Annotated in this window: 38 protein-coding genes, 18 tRNA genes and 1 pseudogene; 52 read left to right on the plus strand and 5 right to left on the minus strand. The window is 36.1% G+C overall.

Translation table 11 applies throughout. The features are described 5' to 3' along the window. Positions 1–36 precede the first annotated feature (36 nt). From ACFSO7_RS02615 to ACFSO7_RS02700, 18 genes are all read left to right on the plus strand, one after another. Positions 37–111, plus strand: a tRNA-Asn gene (locus ACFSO7_RS02615). Between the two features lie 7 nt (positions 112–118). Continuing rightward, positions 119–210 (plus strand) — tRNA-Ser (locus ACFSO7_RS02620). 18 nt (positions 211–228) lie between these two features. Further along, positions 229–303 (plus strand) — tRNA-Glu (locus tag ACFSO7_RS02625). 6 nt (positions 304–309) lie between these two features. Further along, positions 310–385, plus strand: a tRNA-Val gene (locus ACFSO7_RS02630). A 24-nt stretch (positions 386–409) separates the two neighbouring features. Further along, a tRNA-Met gene (locus ACFSO7_RS02635) sits at positions 410–483 on the plus strand. Positions 484–521: 38 nt separating this feature from the next. Next, a tRNA-Asp gene (locus ACFSO7_RS02640) sits at positions 522–597 on the plus strand. A gap of 8 nt (positions 598–605) precedes the next feature. Beyond that, positions 606–681 (plus strand) — tRNA-Phe (locus tag ACFSO7_RS02645). Positions 682–698: 17 nt separating this feature from the next. Beyond that, a tRNA-Thr gene (locus tag ACFSO7_RS02650) sits at positions 699–771 on the plus strand. Positions 772–786: 15 nt separating this feature from the next. Next, positions 787–870, plus strand: a tRNA-Tyr gene (locus tag ACFSO7_RS02655). A gap of 7 nt (positions 871–877) precedes the next feature. Then, positions 878–951: transfer RNA gene (locus ACFSO7_RS02660), tRNA-Trp, on the plus strand. Positions 952–971: 20 nt separating this feature from the next. After that, positions 972–1,047 (plus strand) — tRNA-His (locus ACFSO7_RS02665). Between the two features lie 74 nt (positions 1,048–1,121). Then, positions 1,122–1,197 (plus strand) — tRNA-His (locus ACFSO7_RS02670). 33 nt (positions 1,198–1,230) lie between these two features. Next, positions 1,231–1,305: transfer RNA gene (locus ACFSO7_RS02675), tRNA-Gln, on the plus strand. A 4-nt stretch (positions 1,306–1,309) separates the two neighbouring features. Then, positions 1,310–1,384 (plus strand) — tRNA-Gly (locus ACFSO7_RS02680). Between the two features lie 7 nt (positions 1,385–1,391). Then, positions 1,392–1,465: transfer RNA gene (locus tag ACFSO7_RS02685), tRNA-Cys, on the plus strand. Positions 1,466–1,504: 39 nt separating this feature from the next. Continuing rightward, positions 1,505–1,590 (plus strand) — tRNA-Leu (locus ACFSO7_RS02690). A gap of 27 nt (positions 1,591–1,617) precedes the next feature. Beyond that, positions 1,618–1,698 (plus strand) — tRNA-Leu (locus ACFSO7_RS02695). Positions 1,699–2,072: 374 nt separating this feature from the next. Continuing rightward, positions 2,073–2,146: transfer RNA gene (locus ACFSO7_RS02700), tRNA-Gly, on the plus strand. A 92-nt stretch (positions 2,147–2,238) separates the two neighbouring features. Here the strand turns inward: ACFSO7_RS02700 and ACFSO7_RS02705 are convergent. Continuing rightward, on the minus strand, positions 2,239–2,907 hold the full coding sequence (locus ACFSO7_RS02705; protein ID WP_377875095.1) for a B3/B4 domain-containing protein: 669 nt from the start codon (positions 2,905–2,907) through the stop codon (positions 2,239–2,241). Between the two features lie 75 nt (positions 2,908–2,982). Here ACFSO7_RS02705 and queG point away from each other — a divergent pair, with 75 nt between their 5' ends. The 4 genes and pseudogenes from queG to ACFSO7_RS02725 form a co-directional block, all read left to right on the plus strand. Further along, on the plus strand, positions 2,983–4,113 hold the full coding sequence (queG, locus tag ACFSO7_RS02710; RefSeq protein WP_377875097.1) for a tRNA epoxyqueuosine(34) reductase QueG: 1,131 nt from the start codon (positions 2,983–2,985) through the stop codon (positions 4,111–4,113). Positions 4,114–4,202: 89 nt separating this feature from the next. Then, positions 4,203–5,081, plus strand: a complete 879-nt coding sequence (locus ACFSO7_RS02715; protein ID WP_377875098.1) for an amidase domain-containing protein — start codon at positions 4,203–4,205, stop codon at positions 5,079–5,081. A 44-nt stretch (positions 5,082–5,125) separates the two neighbouring features. Next, positions 5,126–5,602: a tRNA (uridine(34)/cytosine(34)/5-carboxymethylaminomethyluridine(34)-2'-O)-methyltransferase TrmL gene (gene trmL / locus ACFSO7_RS02720; RefSeq protein ID WP_377875100.1), complete on the plus strand. Its 477-nt coding sequence runs from the start codon at positions 5,126–5,128 to the stop codon at positions 5,600–5,602. Positions 5,603–6,009: 407 nt separating this feature from the next. Continuing rightward, positions 6,010–6,432 (plus strand): annotated as a pseudogene (locus tag ACFSO7_RS02725) (protein prkA); the annotation flags it as partial. Positions 6,433–6,467: 35 nt separating this feature from the next. Here the strand turns inward: ACFSO7_RS02725 and ACFSO7_RS02730 are convergent. From ACFSO7_RS02730 to ACFSO7_RS02745, 4 genes are all read right to left on the minus strand, one after another. Continuing rightward, a complete protein-coding gene (locus ACFSO7_RS02730) occupies positions 6,468–7,922 on the minus strand; it encodes a recombinase family protein (protein WP_377875101.1) in 1,455 nt (484 codons plus the stop codon). A 49-nt stretch (positions 7,923–7,971) separates the two neighbouring features. Then, positions 7,972–8,355, minus strand: a complete 384-nt coding sequence (locus ACFSO7_RS02735; RefSeq protein WP_377875103.1) for a hypothetical protein — start codon at positions 8,353–8,355, stop codon at positions 7,972–7,974. Beyond that, positions 8,355–8,960: an ImmA/IrrE family metallo-endopeptidase gene (locus ACFSO7_RS02740; protein ID WP_377875105.1), complete on the minus strand. Its 606-nt coding sequence runs from the start codon at positions 8,958–8,960 to the stop codon at positions 8,355–8,357. The genes ACFSO7_RS02735 and ACFSO7_RS02740 overlap by 1 nt, the downstream gene beginning before the upstream one ends. A gap of 164 nt (positions 8,961–9,124) precedes the next feature. Next, positions 9,125–9,484, minus strand: a complete 360-nt coding sequence (locus ACFSO7_RS02745; RefSeq protein WP_377875106.1) for a helix-turn-helix domain-containing protein — start codon at positions 9,482–9,484, stop codon at positions 9,125–9,127. A gap of 157 nt (positions 9,485–9,641) precedes the next feature. Between ACFSO7_RS02745 and ACFSO7_RS02750 the strand changes: the two genes are divergently transcribed. From ACFSO7_RS02750 to ACFSO7_RS02895, 30 genes are all read left to right on the plus strand, one after another. Further along, positions 9,642–9,863, plus strand: coding sequence for a helix-turn-helix transcriptional regulator (locus tag ACFSO7_RS02750; protein WP_377875108.1), 222 nt, complete (start codon positions 9,642–9,644; stop codon positions 9,861–9,863). A 52-nt stretch (positions 9,864–9,915) separates the two neighbouring features. Further along, positions 9,916–10,260: a hypothetical protein gene (locus ACFSO7_RS02755; protein ID WP_377875110.1), complete on the plus strand. Its 345-nt coding sequence runs from the start codon at positions 9,916–9,918 to the stop codon at positions 10,258–10,260. A 49-nt stretch (positions 10,261–10,309) separates the two neighbouring features. Then, positions 10,310–10,822, plus strand: coding sequence for a helix-turn-helix domain-containing protein (locus tag ACFSO7_RS02760; RefSeq protein ID WP_377875112.1), 513 nt, complete (start codon positions 10,310–10,312; stop codon positions 10,820–10,822). 64 nt (positions 10,823–10,886) lie between these two features. Then, positions 10,887–11,027 (plus strand): hypothetical protein, encoded by a 141-nt coding sequence (locus ACFSO7_RS02765; RefSeq protein WP_377875114.1) that lies wholly within the window; start codon positions 10,887–10,889, stop codon positions 11,025–11,027. Between the two features lie 360 nt (positions 11,028–11,387). Next, the gene (locus ACFSO7_RS02770) at positions 11,388–11,768 is read left to right on the plus strand and encodes a hypothetical protein (RefSeq protein ID WP_377875115.1); all 381 of its coding nucleotides are present in this window, start codon (positions 11,388–11,390) and stop codon (positions 11,766–11,768) included. Positions 11,769–11,796: 28 nt separating this feature from the next. Then, positions 11,797–11,967, plus strand: a complete 171-nt coding sequence (locus ACFSO7_RS02775) for a hypothetical protein (RefSeq protein WP_377875117.1) — start codon at positions 11,797–11,799, stop codon at positions 11,965–11,967. A gap of 9 nt (positions 11,968–11,976) precedes the next feature. Further along, positions 11,977–12,141, plus strand: a complete 165-nt coding sequence (locus ACFSO7_RS02780) for a hypothetical protein (protein ID WP_377875119.1) — start codon at positions 11,977–11,979, stop codon at positions 12,139–12,141. A 1-nt stretch (position 12,142) separates the two neighbouring features. Further along, complete coding sequence (locus tag ACFSO7_RS02785) at positions 12,143–13,006, plus strand: DnaD domain-containing protein (RefSeq protein WP_377875120.1); 864 nt, start codon at positions 12,143–12,145, stop codon at positions 13,004–13,006. Between the two features lie 11 nt (positions 13,007–13,017). After that, complete coding sequence (locus ACFSO7_RS02790) at positions 13,018–13,803, plus strand: ATP-binding protein (RefSeq protein ID WP_377875122.1); 786 nt, start codon at positions 13,018–13,020, stop codon at positions 13,801–13,803. After that, positions 13,804–14,034: a hypothetical protein gene (locus ACFSO7_RS02795; protein WP_377875124.1), complete on the plus strand. Its 231-nt coding sequence runs from the start codon at positions 13,804–13,806 to the stop codon at positions 14,032–14,034. It abuts the gene before it with no gap. A gap of 199 nt (positions 14,035–14,233) precedes the next feature. After that, entirely contained in the window at positions 14,234–14,440 is a 207-nt protein-coding gene (locus ACFSO7_RS02800) for an XtrA/YqaO family protein (protein ID WP_377875125.1), read from the plus strand. Further along, a complete protein-coding gene (locus tag ACFSO7_RS02805; protein WP_377875127.1) occupies positions 14,441–14,980 on the plus strand; it encodes a site-specific integrase in 540 nt (179 codons plus the stop codon). Between the two features lie 17 nt (positions 14,981–14,997). Beyond that, positions 14,998–15,165, plus strand: a complete 168-nt coding sequence (locus tag ACFSO7_RS02810; RefSeq protein WP_377875129.1) for a hypothetical protein — start codon at positions 14,998–15,000, stop codon at positions 15,163–15,165. A 46-nt stretch (positions 15,166–15,211) separates the two neighbouring features. After that, the gene (locus ACFSO7_RS02815) at positions 15,212–15,490 is read left to right on the plus strand and encodes a hypothetical protein (RefSeq protein WP_377875131.1); all 279 of its coding nucleotides are present in this window, start codon (positions 15,212–15,214) and stop codon (positions 15,488–15,490) included. A 79-nt stretch (positions 15,491–15,569) separates the two neighbouring features. Then, positions 15,570–15,809 (plus strand): hypothetical protein, encoded by a 240-nt coding sequence (locus ACFSO7_RS02820; protein ID WP_377875133.1) that lies wholly within the window; start codon positions 15,570–15,572, stop codon positions 15,807–15,809. A 2-nt stretch (positions 15,810–15,811) separates the two neighbouring features. Beyond that, positions 15,812–16,228 carry a YopX family protein gene (locus ACFSO7_RS02825; protein WP_377875135.1) on the plus strand — a complete coding sequence of 139 codons (417 nt, stop codon included), beginning with the start codon at positions 15,812–15,814 and terminating at the stop codon, positions 16,226–16,228. Positions 16,229–16,262: 34 nt separating this feature from the next. Beyond that, positions 16,263–16,394, plus strand: coding sequence for a hypothetical protein (locus ACFSO7_RS02830; RefSeq protein WP_377875137.1), 132 nt, complete (start codon positions 16,263–16,265; stop codon positions 16,392–16,394). Positions 16,395–16,433: 39 nt separating this feature from the next. Further along, complete coding sequence (locus ACFSO7_RS02835; RefSeq protein WP_377875138.1) at positions 16,434–16,940, plus strand: hypothetical protein; 507 nt, start codon at positions 16,434–16,436, stop codon at positions 16,938–16,940. Positions 16,941–16,979: 39 nt separating this feature from the next. Continuing rightward, positions 16,980–17,345: a hypothetical protein gene (locus ACFSO7_RS02840; protein ID WP_377875140.1), complete on the plus strand. Its 366-nt coding sequence runs from the start codon at positions 16,980–16,982 to the stop codon at positions 17,343–17,345. A gap of 98 nt (positions 17,346–17,443) precedes the next feature. Beyond that, positions 17,444–17,698 carry a hypothetical protein gene (locus ACFSO7_RS02845; RefSeq protein WP_377875142.1) on the plus strand — a complete coding sequence of 85 codons (255 nt, stop codon included), beginning with the start codon at positions 17,444–17,446 and terminating at the stop codon, positions 17,696–17,698. A gap of 59 nt (positions 17,699–17,757) precedes the next feature. Next, on the plus strand, positions 17,758–18,156 hold the full coding sequence (locus ACFSO7_RS02850) for a hypothetical protein (RefSeq protein WP_377875144.1): 399 nt from the start codon (positions 17,758–17,760) through the stop codon (positions 18,154–18,156). 23 nt (positions 18,157–18,179) lie between these two features. Further along, complete coding sequence (locus tag ACFSO7_RS02855) at positions 18,180–18,407, plus strand: hypothetical protein (RefSeq protein ID WP_377875146.1); 228 nt, start codon at positions 18,180–18,182, stop codon at positions 18,405–18,407. 182 nt (positions 18,408–18,589) lie between these two features. Beyond that, on the plus strand, positions 18,590–18,976 hold the full coding sequence (locus ACFSO7_RS02860) for an ArpU family phage packaging/lysis transcriptional regulator (protein WP_377875148.1): 387 nt from the start codon (positions 18,590–18,592) through the stop codon (positions 18,974–18,976). A gap of 332 nt (positions 18,977–19,308) precedes the next feature. After that, positions 19,309–19,494, plus strand: a complete 186-nt coding sequence (locus tag ACFSO7_RS02865; RefSeq protein ID WP_377875150.1) for a hypothetical protein — start codon at positions 19,309–19,311, stop codon at positions 19,492–19,494. 192 nt (positions 19,495–19,686) lie between these two features. After that, positions 19,687–20,253, plus strand: a complete 567-nt coding sequence (locus tag ACFSO7_RS02870) for a tyrosine-type recombinase/integrase (RefSeq protein WP_377875152.1) — start codon at positions 19,687–19,689, stop codon at positions 20,251–20,253. Positions 20,254–20,525: 272 nt separating this feature from the next. Next, positions 20,526–21,209, plus strand: coding sequence for a phage terminase small subunit (gene terS / locus ACFSO7_RS02875; RefSeq protein WP_377875154.1), 684 nt, complete (start codon positions 20,526–20,528; stop codon positions 21,207–21,209). Positions 21,210–21,242: 33 nt separating this feature from the next. Next, positions 21,243–21,530 (plus strand): hypothetical protein, encoded by a 288-nt coding sequence (locus ACFSO7_RS02880; RefSeq protein ID WP_377875155.1) that lies wholly within the window; start codon positions 21,243–21,245, stop codon positions 21,528–21,530. Then, complete coding sequence (locus ACFSO7_RS02885) at positions 21,530–22,213, plus strand: hypothetical protein (RefSeq protein ID WP_377875157.1); 684 nt, start codon at positions 21,530–21,532, stop codon at positions 22,211–22,213. The genes ACFSO7_RS02880 and ACFSO7_RS02885 overlap by 1 nt, the downstream gene beginning before the upstream one ends. Before the next feature lie 117 nt (positions 22,214–22,330). Then, positions 22,331–22,657 carry a hypothetical protein gene (locus tag ACFSO7_RS02890; RefSeq protein ID WP_377875159.1) on the plus strand — a complete coding sequence of 109 codons (327 nt, stop codon included), beginning with the start codon at positions 22,331–22,333 and terminating at the stop codon, positions 22,655–22,657. After that, positions 22,654–24,402 carry a terminase large subunit gene (locus ACFSO7_RS02895; RefSeq protein ID WP_377875161.1) on the plus strand — a complete coding sequence of 583 codons (1,749 nt, stop codon included), beginning with the start codon at positions 22,654–22,656 and terminating at the stop codon, positions 24,400–24,402. Before ACFSO7_RS02890 ends, ACFSO7_RS02895 begins: the two co-directional genes overlap by 4 nt. Positions 24,403–24,405 lie beyond the last annotated feature (3 nt).

Raw genomic sequence — 24,405 nt, forward strand, 5'->3', positions numbered from 1 at the left:
CCTGTGAGAGTAGGACGTCGCCAGGCATAATATCGTTCCGCAGTAGCTCAGTGGTAGAGCATTCGGCTGTTAACCGAACGGTCGTAGGTTCGAGTCCTACCTGCGGAGCCATATTTTTGGAGAGCTGTCCGAGTGGCCGAAGGAGCACGATTGGAAATCGTGTAGGCGGGTAACCCTGTCTCAAGGGTTCAAATCCCTTGCTCTCCGCCATATAAAATATTTCATTAAGGCCCATTGGTCAAGCGGTTAAGACACCGCCCTTTCACGGCGGTAACACGGGTTCGAATCCCGTATGGGTCACCATTTAACGGAGGATTAGCTCAGCTGGGAGAGCATCTGCCTTACAAGCAGAGGGTCGGCGGTTCGATCCCGTCATCCTCCACCATCATAATTTAATTTTCAATATCGACGCGGGGTGGAGCAGCCCGGTAGCTCGTCGGGCTCATAACCCGAAGGTCGCAGGTTCAAATCCTGCCCCCGCAATAATCCATCTAATAAATGGGTGCATAACATATTTAAATGGTTCCGTGGTGTAGCGGTTAACATGCCTGCCTGTCACGCAGGAGATCGCGGGTTCGATTCCCGTCGGGACCGCCATTAAATGTGGCTCAGTAGCTCAGTCGGTAGAGCAAAGGACTGAAAATCCTTGTGTCGGCGGTTCGATTCCGTCCTGAGCCACCATTAGTGTTTAGATTCTTGCCGGTGTAGCTCAATTGGTAGAGCAACTGACTTGTAATCAGTAGGTTGGGGGTTCAAGTCCTCTCGCCGGCACTCTTATCTAAATATGGAGGGGTAGCGAAGTGGCTAAACGCGACGGACTGTAAATCCGTTCCCTTGGGTTCGGCGGTTCGAATCCGTCCCCCTCCACCATTCTTATAGGGGTATAGTTTAAAGGTAGAACTAAGGTCTCCAAAACCTTCAGTGTGGGTTCGATTCCTACTACCCCTGCCAATTATTTTTTAAATATAATGGCGATCGTGGCGAAGTGGTTAACGCATCGGATTGTGGTTCCGACATTCGAGGGTTCGATTCCCTTCGGTCGCCCCATAATTTTTTAAAAAATATTCATAATTACTAAACAAATATCACTAAACTTTTAAAGTTAATCTATTAATATAATGGCGATCGTGGCGAAGTGGTTAACGCATCGGATTGTGGTTCCGACATTCGGGGGTTCGATTCCCCTCGGTCGCCCCATTAAATGTTTAATTTATTATTTAAAAATATTATTGGGCTATAGCCAAGCGGTAAGGCATCGCACTTTGACTGCGACATGCGTTGGTTCAAATCCAGCTAGCCCAGCCATTGTGCGGAAGTAGTTCAGTGGTAGAACACCACCTTGCCAAGGTGGGGGTCGCGGGTTCGAATCCCGTCTTCCGCTCCAATCTTATGGCGGCATAGCCAAGTGGTAAGGCAGAGGTCTGCAAAACCTTTACCACCGGTTCAAATCCGGTTGCCGCCTCCAATTATAATTTTATATGTTAAGTGGCAAATCTTTTATTTTGCCGGGGTGGCGGAACTGGCAGACGCACAGGACTTAAAATCCTGCGGTAGGTGACTACCGTACCGGTTCGATTCCGGTCCTCGGCATTACCCAAATTAAATAAATAGTATTACGCCGGTGTGGCGGAATTGGCAGACGCGCACGACTCAAAATCGTGTTCCTCTGGAGTGTCGGTTCGACCCCGACCACCGGTATAAAAATGTAAGAAACCTTATAAAGTCAATGCTTTGAAAAATTCAGAGCATTGATTTTTTTTGTTTTAAAGTATTTATTTAATTATGTGGAGAAATGAAATATTGCCGAAACCAGGTTTTGAGTTTGAAATCTATCGTGATCAATACTACTATCCCAATCATGAAGCGATAGTCTATTATCATCGATATAAACATGATATTGCTTAGTTTGCGGAAATAGGTTTCAAGGCATAAATGAACCAGGCGTGAGGGTAAACTCCAGATTGTTCATTAAATTAATGATATTTTTTCAAAAAAAAAACCAAAAAGGCTTGCATTTTATGTCGAAACTTGTTAAAATTTATTTTGTTGTTACAGAAATAAATTATTCAAATGCGGGTGTAGTTTAGTGGTAAAACCTCAGCCTTCCAAGCTGATGTTGTGAGTTCGATTCTCATCACCCGCTCCATACATATTGTTAACCAACGCAGTGTTCCATTTCTTAAGAATGAAGCATTGCGTTTTTTCTATTATGTAAGAATTAAAAAAAGACACCAATGATTAGTGTCCAATAATTTCAAATTTACCTTCTCCTCCATGAATTTGTAGAAACATATTCATTAATGATTCTGTTAGTTGTTTAGATTCATCTACATTCATAGATGGTCTCAGATAAATAATTTGTAGGGCAGATATCGTATTTTTTGTTACTTGTGTTCTATCTGAATCTACAAACGGACTTCCAAATGCGCCTAAATCATCTGAGGAAATAATTAGGTTTTCCAAAGAGTTTAATCTTCCATTAAGACCTAAGTATTCTTCCGATGGTTTTCCGATGCTAATTGTAACATTCCCATGGATATTACTTGTGTCATAAACCCCAATTGGAATACTGTATTGAAGAGAAAAGAAATTGTTAACATCAATTGCACTTTGTACGGTCTCTATGAAATTCTGTTTTTTTATTCTACGATAAAGTGCTTCTACGGAAGGTCGATAACGATTCGGATCTTTTCCTGTCTTTTTAAAAATTTCTCTCCATTCTTTAATACCCTCTATTTCCGTTACATTTTTGTCTTCTAGATCAAAATAAATGGATTCTTGAAATAAGCGTAATCTTCCTTTCAGCATTTGCGGAGATTCTGAGACAACAATATTTCGATAGTGGATGACACCTATTTTAAAATCAGGAACGATTTTGCTTAAATCTGATGAAATGATTATTTCCAAGCTTTGCACCTCCAAAAGTATACAAAAATAGTTTATCATAGGATAGGGAATGGGCAAAAGAAAAGGAGGGGTGATATGGATATACAAACTTTAAAAGAGGATATTATTCAATATAGTAAGAAAATTGGAATTGATAAAATTGGCTTTACAACTGCTTCACCGTTTGATGAGTTAAAAAACCGCCTAATCCGTCAGCAGGAATTAGGTTATCAATCCGGATTTGAAGAACCAGATATTGAAAAACGTGTTAATCCACCCCTGCTATTAGATCAAGCACAATCCATTATTTCAATTGCACTAGCATACCCCTCAAAAATGATAGTGCATATTCAAAGTAAAAAAGGATTAAGAAGAGGTATTTTCTGTCGAGCCTCATGGGGGCAGGACTATCATCATATATTACGGGATCGTTTACAGAAATTAGAAGAATATATTTCATTAAAAGTACCAAATGCGAAAGTTAAATCTATGGTTGATACAGGTGAGCTTTCTGACCGCGCTGTTGCTGAAAGGGCAGGAATCGGTTGGAGTGGAAAGAATTGTTCTATAATCACCCCTGAGTTTGGTTCCTTTGTATATTTAGGAGAAATGATTACCAATATTCCATTTCAACCTGATTCACCAATTGAAGACCAATGTGGAGATTGCACTTTATGTCTTGATGCGTGTCCAACTGGAGCGCTAGTTCAGGGGGGGCAATTAAATGCCCAAAAATGTGTCGCATTTTTAACACAAACAAAAGGATTCATTCCAGATGAATTTAGAGATAAAATCGGTAACAGAATTTATGGATGTGACTCCTGTCAGACAGCATGTCCAAAAAATAAGGGCAAGGACTTTCATTTTCATGAAGAAATGGAACCTAATCCTGAACTTGTTAAACCTTTATTAAAACCAATTCTTCATGTAAGTAATAAAGATTTCAAAGAGAAGTTTGGTCCTTTATCTGGGTCTTGGCGTGGAAAGAAACCGATACAAAGGAATGCGATTATTGCACTTGCTCATTTTAAAGATGAATCGGCAGTTGAAGATCTGATTTTCCTAATGAACAAAGATTCTCGTCCTGTCATTCGGGGAACGGCTGCGTGGGCACTAGGGAAAATTGGTGGAGAACAAGCCAAGAATGCTCTTGAAAAAGCAAAAATAATTGAACAAGATGAGGAAGTAAAATTAGAAATTGAAAAAGGCTTAGCTTTTTTCCAATAGTTTAGGAGCAATCGGATTACGATTGTTCCTATTTTATTAGATAAATCTATTTTTCCTTTCATATGTATTTTATGAAAGGAGTGTAAATCATGAGAGAACAGTTACAGAAATTGCTTGAGGAGAGGGTAAAGCAGTGTATAACCAATCCTAGTGGGTCAGATTTTTCATGTATAAAAATAGAAAAAAAGAAAGAAAACAATTTAAAAAGATTTGCCGAAATTGTCAAGGCTAAGGCTACTGGGAAGATTTTGAATAAAAGTGAAATTGGGGACAACACAAACGTTTCTTATCAAGTCCATTTTCAATATTTAATAAAACAAAAGGGACAATTATATTTAGAAGAAGAAATGGAACTTCGTATGGCAGATTTCTTTAAAGGAACATTAATAAAAGATGAAGAAGTTCGTCCATTTGAACAAAATCCGGAGGTGTCCATTGAAACCGATGTAGAGTATAGGGAAGAATCCCGAATAAAGTTTCAATATAACCGCCTTAAGGCAGTGCAGTATGCGGAAAGATGGTGGAATGATTACAATCCTGCATTTAAAAAAATTGAGGCAAATGATTGTACAAATTTCATTTCACAATGCTTATATGCAGGTGGTGCACCGATGAGAGGGTACCCGAATAAAGGAAATGGATGGTGGATGAAAGGGAATGCTTGGAGCTGGAGCTGGACCGTTGCACATGCATTTCGTAAATATTTAGGTAACTCTACGACTGGACTTCGGGCAAAGGAAGTAAGCCGCCCGGATCAATTGCTACTTGGAGATGTCATTTGTTATGATTTTGAAGGGGATGGTCGGTTTAATCACAACACGATTGTTACGGGAAAAGATTATTACGGGATGCCGCTAGTTAATGCCCATACGTATAATAGCCGATTGCGATATTGGGCGTATGAGGATTCTACTGCTTATACACCAAATATTAAATACAAATTTTTTACGATCGTAGATGATGAATGATTTGGTATAATTGAAGGTAGAAAAGACTTTATGAGGTGAAAATTGTGGCAGTACATGTAGTTTTATATCAACCAGAAATTCCAGCAAATACGGGAAATATTGCACGAACCTGTGCAGCAACAGATACGATTCTCCATTTAATACGCCCGCTTGGGTTTTCAACTGATGATAAAATGTTAAAAAGGGCGGGTTTGGATTATTGGGAGTTCGTTACGATTCATTATTACGATTCATTGGATGATTTTTTTGAAAAAAATGCCGGTGGTGAGTTTTTCTTAATTACTAAGTTCGGGCAGAAAAATCATTCAGACTTTGATTATTCGAATAAGGAAAAAGATTATTATTTTATATTCGGCAAAGAAACGACGGGGTTACCTAAGGATGTTATAGAAAAGCATATCGACCGTGCATTGCGGATACCGATGAATGATAATGTGCGATCATTGAATTTGTCCAATACCGCTGCAATATTGATATATGAAGCATTAAGACAGTTGGATTATTTACATTTAAGAAAATAAGAAAAACAGAAAGCGCCTCGAGGGGCTAGGAACTGGACAATTTTCGAAGTTCGAAAAGTTATATTTACTTACAAAATAAAAAAAGACCTCGATTGAGGTCTTTTTTTATTTTGTTCCCGGACGGTCGTTGTATCCAGATGTGAAAATAGCTGCTAAAAAGGCAACCATCACGCCTAAAATTAAGATTGTACCCATCGTATGTATTCCTCCTTTTTCAAGGTTCCTTTATACAGATAAGCTTATTATAACTTATCCTTTCCAAAGAGTGAATGCTATAACAGAATATTTTTGTGAACGAAAAATGAAAAATGACAATGTCTTATCCAAATGAAGATGAATGTTCAATTGTCCGTGCGCATAGATTATATTAATCGTCGTCTTTGTATTACGCTTCAAGGGAGGTCTTTATGGATATTCTAAAAAAGATTGAGAGGTTTCGCGAAGAGGAAGAAAAGCTGCGTTGGGAAGGCACATTTGGAGACTATCTACAATTATTAAAAGAAAAGCCATGGGTCGCACAGTCTGCACATTCACGTGTATATAACATGATCAGAGACGCCGGGATTGAAGAAGTAAAGGGCAAGAAACAATATAATTTTTTTAGTAATCAATTATTTGGTCTAGAAGAAGCTTTAGAGCGATTAGTCGAGGAATACTTTCATCCAGCTGCGAAAAGGCTTGATGTAAGAAAGCGGATATTGCTTCTTATGGGACCTGTTAGTGGTGGTAAATCAACGTTAGTAACAATGTTAAAAAGAGGGTTAGAAGCTTATTCACATTCGGAGCGCGGTTCAGTTTTTGCCATTAAGGGTTGTCCGATGCACGAGGATGCATGCATACGATAAGTAACCCTCATAAAAGGAGACTACCGAAAGCGGTAGTCTTTTATTATGACCACTGGTGGTTCTGGATATTTACCCATTTTAGATGGAGTAACTAGCTCAATTGTAAAACTTTCGAATAACATTTGTACAGCCTGTTTTTTTGCTTCAAAACTTAAATATGGCCATTCTAATTTTATATTCTGCAGCACAATTTTTATTTCCTCTATGGATGCCTCTTGTTCAAATTCCTCATATTGCTCTAATAATTCATTTTCTTGTATCGTAAGCAAGTCCATTTTCTTTTTATATTCATCCTTACTATATTCACCATCAATGTAAAGGTCTTTTGTTCGTTCCTTTTTTGTCCGGATTTTATGAAGCTGCTTATCCAACTCTTCTTTCGTTAGACCAAACTCTTCTTGGTCCTCATGAATTTCAATATCCAATTCGTCAAAGGACAGAAAATTTAACAATGCGGTTTCCATTGCTTCTTCCGCAATCGTCTGAACGTCACATACACCATATTTAAAGCGCCCAGCACATTTATAATGACGATAGACTCCCCCTGTTTTTCGTTTCTTAAAAGCGCCTGTAAAGCTATTTCCACACTTCCAACATTTTGCGACACCCGAGAAAGGATAATGATTATCTGAACGAAAAGCAGTGCTGCTACGTTCTCTCGATAATTTCTGAATATCATTGAATTCTTCTTCTGGAATTATTGCTTGAAAGCCTTCTTGGTTAATATCTTTAATAATTTCATTCCCAGTGTATGCTTTCCCTTTTACTGGGGAGCGCCAATTCCATCGGTTTTTTCCAGAATAGATGGGGTTACGTAGAATAAACCGAACGGAAAAATCACTCCATAATACCCCTTTTTTGGTTTTTATCCCATTCTTGTTTAAAGCTTTGGCTATGTTTTGTGATCCCATCGTTTGATACTTTTTGTATATGAAACGAACCCATTTAGCTTCTTCATCATTAATGACTAAGTTTCCTTTATCATCGTAATCATATCCATATGGAGCAGGACCACCATTCCGGTTTCCTTCTTGTGCACGATGCTTTAAGTTGTCATATACACGTTCAGCAATTGTTTCACGTTCCCATTCTGCCATAGCAGCTATCATGGTGATAAAGAGTTTTCCTGCTGGCGTGGTCGTGTCAAAAGGTTCTGTAGCAGATTTAAACATTACTTCGTGCTTTTCCATGAGCATGAGTAGTTCAAGAAGATCCTTTACCCTACGGACCAAACGATCTAGTTTATAAACTAAAAGAACATCAAATTTCTTTTCAATAATACCCTTCATCATAGATTGAATTCCTGGACGACCTTCAATATTTTTCGCAGAGATCCCTTCGTCCACGTATTCAATGACAATTGTCCAACCTTGTGACTCTGCAAATGCTCTCAATCGTTGAAGCTGATTATCTAAAGATACGCCTTCTTCCACCTGCATATCTGTACTAACTCGACGATAGATTGCACACCTCATATACAACACCTCAATTCAATCTATGCAAGTAGAAGGACAAGTTTGCTGATCAATTTGCGCCTAAAACAAATTTCATTGTTCTTTTATTTGGTATCAAACTTAAAATTTCCTCAACATCGGGCATTGTTAATACAAATTGTCTTACCAAATCACAATCCACATTATATATAGAAAGTCGTTTCTTCAATGATGTAAGGTTAATACCAATTTGACTAGGGGTGTTCGATTGAACCACTAGATCTGACAGTAGAATAGTTGTACTAATTATGGAATCGTCAAAATCATCTCGTCCTATAAATTCAAACGGAGAGTAAACCTCGAAATAAAAGATTGGTTTATTCCAATCAAGTTCACCTGTTTGAAAAGTAAGCACATACCAATAAGGCACCATTTCATCATTGACTAGATCATAATATACTCGTTGTTGGGGCATTATACTACCAGTCCTTTCTTATCTAAATTGGTGTATAGTTTTTTTAAAATAGCATTTGTTTCTTCAGAATAAGGTTTTGCCTTTGGGTATAGTGCTTCCAGCATTTTTCTGTGCTCTCCATCAAATTTGGATTGCTGAATTTGTTTTTGAAATCGAATGAGTCTTTCTTTTGCAAACTTTTCAGTTACATTGAAAGTTTTAGATACAAAAGCAGTTCCATCATTAACATTCATAAAATTGGCAATATGATAGTCTAATAGCATAAAAGTGGGTACACAAAAATGGTACATAAAGTTATCCGCTTGACCCTCTTGCAATCTATAAAATAACAACTCCATATTAGATTGATCTCCATAATGACGTAGTACATGACACAACTCATGCCCGAAGTCTTCCCATTGTTCAGGTGGACTTAATCGATTATCGAGAAACATTCGATATTTATCTTTATAAAAATTGGCTTCGCTCTTTTCGTCGTAGTAATGGACTGGTAAATTTAATTTTCCAGCTATTTTCATCATACATATGTCAGATGGCACAAATATAGATGAACGGTGGTACAAATTTTTAATAAAATCCTCCAATGGAGTGTAATAATATGTCAAAATATTTCACCTCATGAACATTATACAAACATGTGTTCGATATGGCAATAAAAAGAAAATGTCCAAATTGTGGACATTTCCTAGAAATTTAAAATTTTTAATAAAACAAAAGCACCCAAAGCAAAAAATATTTGTTTTAGGTGCTCGTTTAATTCTATATGAGACTACTTCTCCTCAGACTTAATAATCTCCCACATTTTTTTGAGTTTGCGAAGATCCTCTTCTTCTGACTTAGGTAACTCCTTATACCAACGCTGAAGATCTGGATCGTTGATAAAGTCCTGGAATTCTTTGTCATTATTTTGTAGATTAGGGTTGTTAGTGTTTCCCAAGAGCCAGTCAGTCGATACTCCGAATGTATTAGCTATCATGTTAAGTGTTTCTTTTCTAGGTACTCTATTTTTTTCTTCAGATTCATATCCAGCAATAGTAGGTCTAGTTACACCTAGTTTTTCAGCAATTTGTTCTTGAGTTAGACCTAAATCCTCACGTAATTTTTTAAACCTCTTAGCAAAAACAGACATTGTATCACCACCGGAACATTCTATATCAATTTTAAACTTTTTTGTTCCTTAAAGAAACGTAAAAAATAGGAACAAAACATGTTGACAAAGTTCCGTTTAGGAACTATTATAAGACTGTAAAGAATGTTCCTAAACGGAACTTAAAGAGGTGAAAGTAGTGACATCACGCACTGATTTAATTAGTAGAAGAAAAGAACTGAAATTTACTCAAGAACAAGTTGCTGAACTGTCAGGTATTAGTCGAGCTTACTATACAAATATCGAAGCAGGTCGCAAGGAACCGTCGATGGGGGTTGCAAAAAAAATCGCAGATGCATTAAAAACAACAGTAGATCAAATTTTTTTTAATAATAATGTTCCGAAGTGGAACGCAGGGTGAAAAGCTAGCAAAAATTTAAAAGCACTCATTAACTTTGAAAGGTTGTGTCGTAATGCAATATCACTTAGCTGACAATCTGGAACCACTTCAAACCATAGGGAATGGGATTGTCCAAGATTCTGTCTCCAAAATCTTGGAGAAAAGAACTGAAGCTACGATTGTCGCCTACTCAATTGAAGAAGGAAAAAAATATTCTAGCATTTATGTCCTATTTTTAAGCAAATACAAATTTTGCGATAGTTTTAATTTTAAAAGGTATGACTATTGGCATGATGAAAATGATTTGGAAGATAGAGGTTTGAAATCTGATCAATATGGTTTAGGCATTAACCTAGTTGATTTGGAAAAACTTTCACATCTTAAATCATTCTACTTAAGTGTAAAGCCAACGGAGTAACAAAGATATATGGGAAATGTTACAAATTTTTTAAAAAGGGGAGAGAAAGTTGGCATTTAGTGAAACAATGGCTGCGGCTAGAAAACGAAAGGGGATTACGCAACAAGATTTAAGCGAGTCTATAGGATATTCTCGCGCATCTGTTGCAAAATTCGAAACTGGAAAAAGAACTCTACCAAAAGAAGCTTTGTCAACTGTAACACAGCAAATTGATGATCCAAAATTTTACTTTGAAACATGGACGGAAACAACAGGGTTAGTAAGTATCCCCTATTTCGATGGGGAATACATAGATCGTCACCCTTCGAGCTTAGTTCATCTTGTAAAAAAAGAATCGGATGAGGCTTTGGATGCACTTGAAAATATATGTTGGTCAAAGCCAGTGAAAGCTTATACAAATAATGAACGTCAAGACTTAACTAAGTCTTTGCTGGAAGTTTTGGATGCGGCAGCTTCCATGGTTAATTTAGTGGCTGCCATTTGTAAGGAACATAAGATTTCGATGAAAGAATTATTTCTGTCATGGCAAATTAGCTTAAGAGCAAAAAGGTATAAAAGCTAGATTTATATTCTTACCATACTACTTTTTCTATCAACATATACATTTCCTAAAGGGGGAATGACTCATGAAAGTTCAACTAACCAAAGAACAAACAGCCAAATTCCTATCTTGCTTTATAGAAGATGCCAGAAGACTTGTCATTGCTCGAAAACAGAAAGCAAAAGAAACTGAATCAGCAATAAAGGAAAACGAAAAGGCGGGCTAAGCTAGCCTTTCGGTAGTGGACAAGCTATATAGGAGGGATGAAATTGAAGAGCTACATTTTGTATGCAAGTCGACTAATGACCGCAAGAGAAGTGAAGTTGCTATGTGCAGATTTGAAAGCTCAACGATACATACTAGATCAGACAGAGAAAGAAGGCAAAGGAAAAAGCAGCCAGTGCCGTCACACTAACTGCTTCATATAGTGAATATGTCCTTGAATTAAATATACCAATTTTTTTGATTGGCGGCAAGTGGTTGGACTTGCCGTAAAAACTAGGAAGGCGATTTCTATATACACCTGTTCGCATTCCACTCCTAGTTTTTACGGTGCGCACCAATCCATTCCAAAGGAGGGAAGCAAATGAACCGCGAGGAGAAGCGGAAAACACGGTTGGAAATATGTAAATTACTAGATACTGAGTGTTCGAAATGTGAATATCGGGTAAACCAAGGTGGAGCACACACATATTGTTATACGGTGTGTTCTGTTGGAATCAAGATGCAGTCTCTAGCTTCTCATTTAGTATGTGATGAAACTATGAAAGTTTTGCAACAAGTTACAGTTGAAAGAACAGAAAATGTAAAAACAGGATCTTGGAGTCATGAGGAAGAGTTCTACCTAGAAAATCATTTTCCTATTTTTAGTGTCAGTCACTTAGCAAACAGATTAAACCGTTCGCAAAAGTCAGTAGCTGCAAAAGTCTTTGCCATAAAAAGAGAAATCCCAAAATTAATTGGTTAATAAATAATATTCAAAAGGTGGACAAGCTATGCTTTTTGAAGTGGATTTTTCTATAAAAATTGATGGAGATTTTTATACCGTTCATACGGAGCTTATTCCTGCATTGAGCGTGTCTGAATGCAAGATAATGGCTGAAAACATTAAACAGGACTTGAGAAGAATACATGTCCAAGAGATTTACATTTTTATAGGAGCTTAATCTTAACCCATGATGATTACTAATCAATCAAAGGTATTATTGCCAGAGCGAATTTTAGATCCAGTTAATCAATTAGAATCCGTTCTAGAATACTTGAAAAGTTATCCTAATTACACACTTATTCGGATTGAAGACAGTTATGCAATTTGTGAAATACCAAGAGGGGAGAAATGAAATGGCAAAGTTTAGAATGGTACACACAGATTTCTGGGACGATCCAAAAGTCGTTGAAGAAATGACACCCGAAGACAAGTACTTTTTCCTTTATCTACTAACGAATAAAAATACTACTCAAATAGGCATTTATCAAATTACTAAAAAGCAGATGTCATTCGATTTAGGCTACACAATCGAAAGCATTAACGCATTGATGGATCGTTTTGTTAAACATCATAAACTAGTACTCTACAACCCTGATACAAGAGAAATAGCAATAAAAAATTGGGGTAAATACAACTTTAATAAAGGTGGAAAACCAGTTTTGGATTGTGTCAAATCTGAGTTGAAAATGGTCAAGGATATTTCGCTTATTCAATTCGTTGGAGAGCGTATCGAAAAAGTAGATATAAAAAAATTATACGATTCGTATACGATACGTGAAGAAAAAACGGATGATGATGGGAAGAAATGTGAAACGTTATTAAATCAATGTTTTGACGATACGTCCTCGATAGGTGGACAAGAAGAAGAAAAAGAAGAAGAAAAAGAAGAACAACAAGAAAAAGAAAAAGAAAAAGAAGAAGTTGCAGAAATCATTCAATTTTGGGATGACAATGGATTTGGGTTTAGCAATATCCATTCCAAAGAATCGTTGTTGTTGTGGTTAGATGATTCCAAATTCCCTAGACCAAAAGATATAATTCTTAAAGCTTTAAGCATAGCTTGCCATGCTAATAAGCGCCAAGGTAATTATGTTGAAGGCATTCTGCGTAAATGGGAAAACAGGTCTTTACTTACCGTTGAAGAAATTGACCAGGATGTTTCTAGAGCGAAGCAGACTAATAACACTCGCTATGATCCTTCAAAAGATAGTTTCTAGGAGGTTAGTGTATGCAATCCATTAGAAACATAACACTTTTTCCTATCAAAGAAGTTGGAGAGAAAACATGTACTTCATGCGGACACGTTTTTAAAATTTATGAAACATCCAGAGGAGTTACAGGAGCATGTAAAACATGTATTGAACGCGAACTTATTCACTCTCTTAATCTACCCAAATTAGAAGATTTGGAGAATGACAAACTTCGAAATTTTATTTTGAACACGGAAAAAGTAACAAGTGATATTCAAAATGCAACAGTTAGATCTTACCTACCCAAACATGAGATGCAAATTAAGGCTAAACAATTGGCTATTAGTTTTACTAAAGAATTCGATGGTACTAAATCTATGGTGTTTAGTGGAACTCCTGGACTTGGAAAAAGTCATCTATCTTTTGCAATTGTAAAAGCAGTGCGAGACAAGGGGCATAATGCTTTATTTATTAAAAGCACACATTTATTAGATTTATTTAGAAACTCTTACAGTGGTTCGGGTATTCCTGAAAGTCAAATATATGATCATCTAGAAAGTCTAGACTTATTAGCCATTGATGATATTGGTTCTGAGTATCTAAAAGCGAATGAAAGTGGTTTTGAAACTTGGGCATCAGATATTTTGTACAAGGTTTTTGACTCTAGAATCGAAAAGGCTAACATTTGTTCAACTAACTATTCAGAAAGTGAGTTAAAGAAGAAGTATGGAAATAACGGAGAGAGGATTATTTCACGCATGATGTTTAAGGCGAAAGCTATTCGATTAGAAGGTGAAGATTTTCGAAGACAGGAGGCATTTTGAATGGTTACGATGCAAGGATTTGAAGGACCAGTTCCCCATTCGATTATCATATGGCAACTCTCAGGTGAGGATCAATCAAAAACTATTTGTTATTCACACGAGGATGAGATTGCAGCAATTGAGCGAATGCATTCACTAGGGGATTTTTATAATAACTACGACAAAGCTATTGTCATTGGGGTTGATGATTCGATTGTTGAAATTCAAAAACACTTCTCAATTAGCGCCTAGATTTCAAGGGAAATCAAGGCAATGTTCATGTTGCGAGAAAACTTTTACAGTTACTTCCGATGAAGTCTTATATTGCTCTAGCAAATGCAAAAAGAATCATGACCTATTTAAAACGATTAAAAACAAAAAAGCCGAGCTAAGAGCCCGGCAAAAAAAACAATTAATAACACCTTAATTATAACATAAACGGGGTGTTCATGTGAGTAGAACTAGAGATTTAAAAGTCAATATCAATGATATGTCCATAAAGCAATCAATAGAACCAGGTGTTATAAAAGTTATTGTCCTTGACGGTACAAGAGGTACTGCAAAAATTTGTGAAGCTGTTGTACACGGTGAAACAGTTATCGAAACTCACAACGGTAAGACGAAGAAAATTCACTTTAGGGAAAGTGAGCTGATCTAAGTGAAAACCGTCCAGCCTATTCGTGATAAGCAGTTGATAGAATCCATGAAAATACAATTGGCAGATTGTAAAAGGAATGTCTTCTTGTTCACCTTAGGAATTAACACTGGACTTAGAATCAGCGATCTTCTCAGATTGAAAGTAAACGAAGTTAGAAATGTAACTCACATTATCATCATCGAGCAAAAAACGAAAAAGCTAAAAAGGTTCAAAATCAATGAAACTTTAAAATTGGCTATTAACGACTATACACATAGTATGCCAGATGATGTGTACCTTTTTAAGTCCCTTCGTGGGACAAAACCAATTAAGAGAGTCCAAGCTTGGAAAATTTTAAATCAAGCTGCTAAGCAAGTTGGACTTTCTGAAATCGGTACTCATACGTTACGAAAAACCTTTGGGTACCACTTTTACCAAAAGTATAAAGACGTGGCAGTACTACAACAAATATTCAATCATTCATCGCCAGCTGTGACGATGAGATATATCGGAATTAATCAAGATATCATGGATGAAAAAATAGATGGATTTAGTTTATAAAACGAGGAGGAATTTAAATGTTGAACAATGTTTTTGTGATTAAAACAAATTGTGACAGTGGGGAGTTTGAAAAAAAGATCAATAAATTTTTATCGAAGCTCTGTAAAGATACTGATACAAATGCAGCAATCTATGAATTAAATAATTCTGGTAAAGAACAGGTTGAACAAATTTTTAATAAATAGATTTATATAAAAAACTTCAACAATTATTCACTGGAGGTTGAATGTAGTGGCTGCTATACTTCAGTACTTAAATCAAGAAGGCAAAAAGAAACAGGTAGTTTTTAATAAATATCAAAACAAGATCTTCACCGCATTAATCAAGTACTATATTCAACTTCCAGGAGTGAAAAGATTACAGGTTATGGAAAAGACCTCTACAAGACCAGCAACATTTTATGAGTGTTGTAGATATGTAGAAAAACTAAAAGTAGAACATGGCAACAATTTGAAGCAACTAATTATCTGGGATGTTGATCAATTAAAAACTTACTCTGAATGGTGGTAACCAAAAGGGAGAAACTTTTCAACTAACAGTGATGATTAATAGAATTTGTATTATGTTTCCTAAAATTGGAGGGGTGAGAATGTTTAAAAAGATTAAAAGATTCAAAGATCTACTGTTTTGGAAATTTTCCATCTTGAAGCAAAAAATCAAGCATCCGAACGAAGGAAAATACACTCTAATGTGTCTAGCTGCTGGGTACACATTGGAAGATATTGATCACTACCTTGCCAATGAATATAAAGGTGATTACACCGATGATGATATTCATGTAAATCGTAATGATTGGTGCTCAGAAGAAGTCAGCTGTTGGGAGGAATGACCATGCGTGAGATAAAGTTTCGTGCTTGGGTTGATACTTATTCAAAGTGGCATATTACAGACAAATTATCCATCGGAAGTGACGGCGTGTTTTTTCACGCAGGTCAATCTAACATTACAAATCCTGAATGGATATTAATACAATACACAGGAAAAAAAGACAAGAACGGCAAGGAGATTTATGAGGGAGATATCGTAAAATCTCGAATGTATTATTCAGACAAGGATTGGGAAGATTTCGAAGTTATTGGCACAGTAACATATTTTGAAGGGTATGCCCAATTTTTGATTAAAGTCGAGAACAATCACCCTCAACTAGGATTCGATTTATTCCAATTTGATGATACCGATGAATATGAAGTTGCTGATCTTGAAGTTATTGGCAACATTTACGAAAATCCAGAGTTAATCAACTCTTGAATTATTCAGTTTCCCAGATTAAGGGGTGAAAAAGTTGGAAGCTAAAAAATGTTTTTGTGAAGATTGCGGAATGCAGTACTTAATCGTTTGGGATGATGAGAACTTTCATGAACCAGAGTTTTGTGCTGGCTGTGGAAGCGATAATGATTTGAAAGAAAGTGAGTAACAAAAGGATTGATTAAGTTTACTAGGCGGTGAGATTAATATGAGTCATTACTTTTATATCACACCTGTAGAATATGCAGAAGCAGAAATGAACGGAGTGGATCCTCACAATTTAGAAAGACGGATCCGGTTGCTGGGATGGGAAAAGCAAAAAGCTATTTCCACTCCTTTAGGCAAAATAACAGATCGTAAAGCTTGGACAAAAATTGCAGCAGAAAACGGAATAAAATATCAGACATTCATGAGTCGGATAAATATTTATGGAATGTCTGTGGAAGAGGCAGCTACTAAGCCTTTGCAGAACAGAAAACTAGCAGCTGAGAGGGCATCGGAAAGTAACCGCGTCATCCCGAAAGATTGGCTAAAGATAGCAATTGACAACGGAATAAATTATCACACTTTTCGTGATAGGTTAAAAAAAGGAATGAGCCCAGAGGAAGCTGCTACTAAGAAAGTAATGACTAGGTCGGAGTGCGGGCGTAAAGGTGCCGAAAGCTATCATAAGCAATACGGAAGATTTCATGAATTGGTATTTAAAAAGGCTTAATAAACAAAAGAGTAATTCAGTCAATTAAGGAGGGTTCCTGTGAAGAAATTTGACGGTGCAACAGATGCATTAAGAGAAGTAAAAAGGTTATCAAGTGAAATGAGCCCACACGATAAAATTTATTTTGCCTATAACGAGTATTACGAAAATTTTTATGTAACTGATGATAATGATGAATTATCAGAAGCTATTCATCAACGTTGGTGTGATTCTGGTTGTGATAGCGAACCTAAAGATGAAGCGAATGAATATAAGGTTTGGGAATATTCTTCAGCTGAAAACAAAGAAAAATATCCAAACTCATACAAAAATGCTAAGAAGTCTTTAATTCGCTCAGAGTTACCTTTAATTCGCAGAAAAAAAGAAGTTGAATGCGAGTATTCAGTTTCTTTTGTGATTGCCTAGTAAATACATTAAGCAGCGAGTTTCATAACAGACGCAAAATGCGACATAAAAGTGAATTTGATTTAGGGATGTTATAAATCAAGATGGAGGGAAATTAAATGCTAACAAAAAAAGAAGTAAAGAATTTAGAGAAGTATGCATCCAGCAATTCTGGTTCCTTGGTGAAAATATACGAGAATATTGAGGGCAAATTTAACATTCTGCCAATTAGGTCTAGTGCAAGTTTTAAAGGTGATAAGTTGGTCAGCGGTGAGCGTGTATTAGCGGAGTTAGACACTAGAGAAGAGGCCGAGAGTGCTTTAATCAATATATGTGGTTATTCAAAAGGGTTTATTGATTCACTTAGCCAGTGATGCACATTTCGAAGATGTAATGAACTAAATGATAGATCAGTTGATTAGGAGGGATAGTTTTGGAAATTACAGTGAACGAGCAAGCGCAACGCTTTTATTTAGCTTTAGATAAATGGGCTGATGTAGTGGGTCACGAAATTAAAGTAGGTAAATATCGATTTTGTGCAATTCCGTTGGGAAATCGTATTAATGTTTCAGAAGTGACAACTGGTTCCAAAGTGTTCAACATTCCTGTAGATATTTCAATTCACATTATCACAGAATCGAAAGAGGGTTCTATTCGCTTCTTTTATCAAATTGGAGAATCCATAAAACGCTTGATTGAGAAGCAAGTCGATTTTGACGGGATGCTTGAGAATATGAGAAAAATTACTTTCGATCGTTTGGGTGAAATGCCACCAATTGAAAATTTTGACACAGCTTGGATAGAAGCTGATATAAGTGAAGTTCTTAATTAATGATTGATTAGGAGGGAAAGAGGATGGCCAATACTCAAGGGATGAAAATGAAATACATCGTAATAAAAAACAGTGATGTTTTCGATGCAGATTCGGTTGCTCGGACTAATCTAGAATGTGCATTAGATTCAATTAATAAGCAACGGAAGAATAAAGGGAAAAAGGAAAATAACTATTTAGTTATCAACGTTGATGAACCGTATGCTGATGAAGTTATTGAGATTATGAAGCGCCATGGTCACTGGAATTAGTAAACAAAAGGTAGGAACTGTTAATTTCTAAAGAAAATATTACAAACAATCATAAAAATAGTATAATTATTTTAATTGAATATTAGTCCAAGAACGAGAAAGCGTGAGGACACTAATTAAGTAGCTTTTATTAGGCTCTTTAATTAGTGTCCTCTTTTTTTATAAAAAAAGGAGGGTTTTTCATGTTAGCAACACAACTAGCTTTCTTTCCAGAAATTAATGAAAAAGAAATTCTTTCTGAAGTAATTGAAATATTAGTTGATTATAAATCTTTAAAAGTAAAAATGTTAAATAGACAAGAAGTGCTGGAACGTGGATATAGCGGAAATCTTTTCCCAATATTTAAAAACAATGATTTAGAAAGCGAGTTAAAAGTTAATCTAATTGAGAGAGCTTTAAATTTTAGTCTGGATAAAACAGAAAGATTAATCATTGAAATGAAATATCTGAATTCTGAAGAAAAAACAGATTTAAATATTTACTTAGATCTTGGGATAAAAAAGAAATTATATTATATAAAAAAGAAAAGAGCTTTATTAGCAATTGCTAAGTCATTAGGGATGATATGAATGGAACAGAAAAGGAACAAAAAGGGTACCAAATTGGGTGCCTTTTTTTATTTGCATAATAGGTAATATTTTCTTATCAGCTGCTACAGTTGATAGGAGACGCATCTTTCCTTTATCAAAGGTGTACTCGAGCGATTCTGCACGATGTTGAAGTGTACATGGTTAACGAGAGGTGTACATGGAGTCATAAGCGCGCCAGGCAAAGAGGGTTCTTTTAAGAACTAGCGACCGAATCGAGCGGGGAATTTTGAAATCATTTTTCTTTTGATTTCTCAATCTCAGCCAACTCTCGGTGTATTGGGAATAAAATATTTTATTAAGAAGGTGATTTGATGCAAATTGCTAATCTGTTATCCAATGCAGATAAAAGAAAGATTGATAAAATCCGTTCGAATATGGATAAGCAACATGATCAAACCAAACAAAAATATGAAGAAAGAATTGATTGGAACGACATAATGGGTTGCAACAATAGGGGATTAAGACGAGGAAAAGGAGGAGCTTTTAAAAGAAGATAATTAACTCTACTATTTTGTATTCAGCATCACAGGCTAGCATCCACTCTTTACCCCTGTTTTATAAATATTAAAATCCTTGGTTATGTATGGTTGTTGATTCTGATTCTGATCATTTGGATGTAAACGATGTCCACCGTTATTGCCTGTGATGTTGAATAGAAGATAGTAAATAAAAGAAGGTGAGTTAATGAAATGAATTTTGTTCAGCCTATACGTGATCCAAAAGTCATTGAGGCAGTAAAACAATATTTCAAATTGAGAAGTATGCGTAATTATCTCTTTTTCTGCTTTGGTATATATAGTGGACTAAGGGTTAGTGATTTGAGAATGTTACGTGTGGGTATGGTAAGAGGAACTACTCACATCAATTTATTAGAGAAGAAGAATAAAAACAAAAAGTTATTTATCATACACCCTAGCATTATGGGAGATCTTGAAAAATATATTGCTGGAAAAATGGATAATGAATATTTATTCCCCAGTAGACAAATTAAAACCAAGAATAGGCTGAAAGGAGAGCCAATTGACCGTAGTACTGCCTATAAGATATTAAACGATGCAGCTCGTCATTTTGGACTCAAAGATATTGGCTGCCATACCATGAGAAAGACTTGGGGGTATCATCTATATAAACAAGACCCTCACAATTTAGCGTTACTAATGGATATGTTTGGGCATAGCAAATCAGAGGTAACTTTACGTTATATTGGTATCAATCAAGAGTGGATGGATGCTGCTATTGTTGGTCTTCCATACTAGTTTGGTAAAACACAATCATTTTAATGTGGCACTCATATTTTTAGGTGTGAAAAAACTAAGATTTCACAATGGAAAAACCATATTTTAAGAGTTCAACAGAATTTACATTATGGTTCACTCTAAACCCATATTTTAGGAGAATGATAGCGAAATACACTCACCTTTTAGAGGTGCTTTTTTTATGCTCTCAAAGCTAATATAAGGGGTCAAGAAAGGCTCGAAAAACAAAAACGTGAAAACAACTCAATTATGGTGGAGGTGGGGTGTATGACTTGTCTAGAGAGCCTAGTCCAAAAAGATTTCACGCATTAAAGATTTGGCTAAAAAGCGGGAGAGAAAAGAAGCCTAAAGAGATTGCAGATGAGTTAGGAGTAAGTGCAAATCTTATTAGGAAATGGAAGTGTATCGATAAGTGGGATGATATTCCAGATACTGGACCTCGAAGGGGAGCGCCGTATAGAAATAAAAATGCAGTAGGAAATAATGGCGGAGCACCACTAAATAATCAGAATGCTGTTAAACATGGATTATTCCGTAAATGGCTTCCAGATGATGATGAATTAAAAGAAATTTACACTGCTGTACGTGAAGGAATGAGTACCCTTGATATTCTGTATGAAGAAATATTAATTGGGTTCACTAATTTCATTCGATCACAAAAAATCATGTTCGTTAAAGATCAAAACGATATGACAAAAGAAATAAAAAAAGAAAAGAGCTACTCAGATGATAATTCGTCTACTGAGGAAGTTGAATATGAAATTCAATTCGCATGGGATAAACAAGCAAAATTGTTAACTGCACAAGCAGCAGCGATGAGAGCCTTATCGAATAAAATAAAACAGTATGAAGAAATGATTAGAGCTATGCCTCCAGAAGCTGTTAAGGAAGAGCATCGCTTAAGAATAGATAAACTCAAGGCAGATATAAGAGCAGTAGAAGCAAAGGCATGGTAACATGTCTATTTTTTATTAAGGGAGTAGATAATTATGGCAAGAAAAAAACAAGAAACACAAACAAGTTTAGTGAAAAAAACTGATCATTTATTAGTAGTAAAGCCTAATACGGCATTGGATGGAAAACAGTTTGAGTTGCTTTCCGATCTACTAAAGCGGGAAGAAAAAGAAAAGGATGTAAAAATTGTATTGATTCCTAACAGTGTTGATTTAGTGGATATTAGCGAAGTGGTCCATGAAGATGAACAGCAACCATTGAATGCTCCTGAGAAGGAAGAAGATAAGGAGACCAATGCTCAGTCAAGCGATGATGATAAATAATGGTTAAGTATGCAGTATTAAAATCTTTTTATGCTTCAGAAGAATGGATAAAACTTAGACTCCAACTTATCAATGAACGTGGAAATAAGTGCGAAAGGTGTAAGCAGATTATTCCAAGATCAAAAGATTTAATAGGTCATCATCTTATTGAGCTTACACCTGAGAATGTACATGATCGGATGATTAGTTTGAATCCAGAAATGATTGAGATTGTATGTTTCGATTGTCACAACAAAGAACATAAAAGGTTTGGCTATCAGTCTGAACGGGAAGTGTTTATTGTTTATGGTCCTCCTTTAAGTGGCAAGACAACATTCGTAAATGAGAATATTAACAGAGGCGATATAGTTATTGATATGGATCAACTATATTCTGCAGTATCGATGCTTCCTTTCTTCGACAAGCCAGACAATCTCTTTCAGAATGTTATGGGCATCCACAATCACTTAATTGATAATATCAAGACAAGGTTTGGCAAATGGCACAATGCTTGGGTCATTGGTGGATATGCTGATAAGTATAAAAGAAATAAGTTGGCTAATGATTTAGGAGCCGAACTTATTTTCTGTAACATTAGTAAGGAAGAATGCTTAAGAAGATTGTCTGTAGATGATGAAAGAAAATACAGAATAGATGAATGGCAAAGGTATATTGAGAAATGGTTTGAAACCTATACCGAATAACCATACAATCATAACCCCCCCATCTTTCGGCAAATGCCTCCTTCCTGGGGACCGAGAGGGGGAGGCAATTTTGACACACGCTGAAAAATTTCAATTTCCGTTGAGGTGTAAAAAAACATGTCTAAAAAGGCGGTTTATCAGCAAGAAAAGGAGAAGTTGACTGAGATTTTTGCTGATGTTGAGGAGTCGACGAGGAGACTCGTTGAGGGTCTTATTGAGGACGCAGCCTTTTTAAAGGCAGAGAATTATGTTCTAAAAGAGAATCTGACCGAAATAGGGATGATTATTTTTAATCCGAACAATAGACTACAGCAGAAACCAGTTGAAGCTTCAAAACAGTACTTAAAAAACGTAAATAGTTATGCTGTAATTATCAAAACGTTGAACAGTGTACTAAATAAAAACATATTAGAAGATGAAGAAGAATTGAGTGATTATGAATGATTTCTGGTTATAAACTAAAAAATAATCCAGATGAGTATGAAGGCACCCACTCCCATCTTTTAGAGTACATTAGAAAGTGTAAGTCTGGGGAAATTATTATTGGCCAAGAGCTCATGCAACAACTGGACGTTTTACTCACTCATTTTGAAAATCCAGATATCAAAATAGATTTTGAAGATGGTCACAAGCGAATAAAATTCATTGAAACAGAATGCAAGCATTTCGAAGCTCCTTTTGCCGGGAAGCCTTTTCTTTTAATGTTGTTTCAAAAGGCCTTCATTGAGGCAACGTATATGTTTAAAATTTTTGATGATGAAATCGGACGATGGGTACGTTTATATCAAGACGTGCTTTTTTTAGTTGCTCGAAAAAATGGAAAGACCCCTCTTATCTCAGCTGAATGTTTGGCAGAGTTTTTTTGCGGCGAAATAGGAACTCGAATCTTATGCTCAAGCAACGATTATGAACAGGCTGACTTAATGTTCCAAGCTATTAACTCTATGCGTGAGGAAAGTAAAACACTCGCAAATGTGACAAGGAGTAATATTAAGGGAATCTTTTTCGGTAATCCGAAGAAACCAAAAAAGAATGGGAAGTTTAGCTATAAAAACAAAGGTACTATTAAAAAAATCTCCGCAAAAACAGGCGCTAAGGAAGGGAAAAACATCAAAGTTGGTGCAGTCGATGAAGTTCATGAATTGAAGGATAATACCTCAGTTATGCCAATTCGGCAAGCGGTATCCACACAAGATGAGCCTCTTTACATTGAACTTACGACAGAGGGTGTTATTAATGACGGATATCTTGATGATAGGTTACGTGAAGCTAGGCAAGTTTTGAACGGTGAACTTGATAGACCTCGTTGGTTAATCTGGCTATATACACAGGATAGTGAACAAGAGGTATGGCAAGATGAAAAGTCTTGGGCAAAATCGAATCCGGGCATAGGTGTTATAAAAAAACGTAGCTTCTTAAGGAAAATGGTAGAAGAAGCAAAGACAAGTAAGTCTATGCGTGTTTTTGTTATGTCAAAAGACTTTAATATTAAACAAAACAATGCCTCAGCATGGTTGACACCTGATGATATCAAGAATGAAGAGGTTTTTGATATTGAAGAATTTAGAAATACCTTTGCGATTGGGGCTGTAGACTTATCGAAATCCGGTGACCTAGCGAGTGCAAGGATTTTTCTTATGAAGAAGGGTAGTCAAAAGAAATATACCTACCAACATTATTTTATCCCTGAATCCAAACTCGCAGAGCTTTCAAAAACGGATAAAGAAAAGTTTAAGGAATGGATCCGTGATGGTTATGTAACTGTATCGCCTGGAAATGAAAATGATTTTAGTCTTGTAACTGCCTGGTTCGTTAAGCTATACAAGGAATATGGCATTAGGGTTTATAAAGTAGGTTATGATAAGTGGTCAGCTATATATTGGGCAAAAGAAATGGATGATTACGGTTTTGATTGTGTAAGAGTGAGTCAGGATTGGGGCAGCATGTCGGAGCCTATGAAATTAGTTGAAGCTGATTTAAAAAGTGATCTTATCATTTACAATAACAATCCAATCGATAAGTGGTGTCTTGAAAATACAGCCTTGAATATGAATTCGAAAATGGACATTATGCCAATAAAAGTTCAAGGGAAAGAAGAACAGAAGATTGATGGTGCCGTAACAATGATTATTGGGTATAGAATATACATTGATAATCGTACGGAATTTCTTTCTTTGGTTGGGAGGTGATTA

Source organism: Bacillus sp. CGMCC 1.16607 (genome assembly GCF_042683745.1).
In the GTDB taxonomy this organism is placed as follows: Bacteria; Bacillota; Bacilli; order Bacillales; family Cytobacillaceae; genus Pseudoneobacillus.